Annotated in this window: 1 protein-coding gene; it reads left to right on the top strand. The window is 50.9% G+C overall.

Features of this window, described 5'->3' with window-relative positions:
* The first annotated feature begins 192 nt into the window (after positions 1-192).
* Entirely contained in the window at positions 193-912 is a 720-nt protein-coding gene (gene fadR, locus EHN07_RS20395; RefSeq protein ID WP_124025825.1) for a fatty acid metabolism transcriptional regulator FadR, read from the top strand.
* The last annotated feature ends 147 nt before the right edge of the window (positions 913-1,059 follow it).

Raw genomic sequence — 1,059 nt, 5'->3', positions numbered from 1 at the left:
ATTGATGGTCCATGTTCGTTTTGCGAAAGTCATGGGCTTTGTCATCAGTCTGAGGAATATTGTTTAACTGTGTGGCTGGCCCGCAAAATTAAACCCTGATTCCAGAATTGACCGCTGTCACCGCTACCTGCGCCGCAAGGCATCTGGTATGATGAGTCTCTTTAGCAAAACCTGTGTAATGGAAAGCATACTATGGTTATTAAGGCGCAGAGCCCAGCGGGTTTCGCGGAAGAATACATCATCGAAAGTATCTGGAATAACCGCTTCGCGCCGGGAACGATTCTTCCGGCAGAACGCGAGCTATCTGAACTGATCGGTGTGACTCGTACCACCCTGCGGGAGGTGCTTCAGCGTCTGGCGCGTGATGGCTGGTTAACGATTCAGCACGGCAAGCCAACCAAAGTGAATAACTTCTGGGAAACCTCCGGCTTAAACATTCTGGAAACTTTGGCGCGTCTCGATCACGACAGCGTACCGCAGCTGATCGATAACCTGTTATCGGTGCGAACCAATATCGCCACTATCTTTATTCGCACTGCTGTTCGCCAGCATCCGGATAAAGCGCAGGAAGTCCTGGCTACGGCCAATAGCGTTGAAGACCATGCGGATGCTTTTGCTAAGCTTGATTATGATATTTTCCGTGGCCTGGCTTTTGCCTCCGGGAATCCGATTTACGGGCTCATCCTCAACGGCATGAAAGGGCTCTACACCCGTATCGGGCGTCATTATTTCTCCAGTCCGGAAGCACGCAGCCTGGCGTTAGGTTTCTACCACCGTCTGGCTGAGATTTGCCAACAAGGCTTGCAGGATCAGGTGTTTGATACCGTGCGTACCTACGGGCGCGAGAGTGGTGAAATCTGGCATCGGATGCAGAAAAACCTACCGGGTGATTTGGCGATGCACAGCCGTTAATGGATGCGGGATAGCGTTTGTAATATGAACACGCTATCCCGCTAAAAGCGTTCGGCCTGACGACAAGCCTTATGTAACGAATAGAGGCCACTAATAAAAAACGGCAGACTGATGGCAAGCTCCATGACTTTCGCAAAACGAACATGG

Origin of the sequence: Buttiauxella warmboldiae, assembly GCF_003818135.1 — a bacterium.
Lineage (GTDB): Bacteria > Pseudomonadota > Gammaproteobacteria > Enterobacterales > Enterobacteriaceae > Buttiauxella > Buttiauxella warmboldiae.
The sequence above is the reverse complement of the archived record's forward strand: the minus strand, read 5'-3'. Positions and strand labels throughout refer to the sequence as shown.

Coding starts and splice junctions, on each gene's coding strand:
- fadR (WP_124025825.1), top strand. CDS start 193: ATGGTTATTAAGGCGCAGAGCCCAGCGGGTTTCGCGGAAGAATACATC.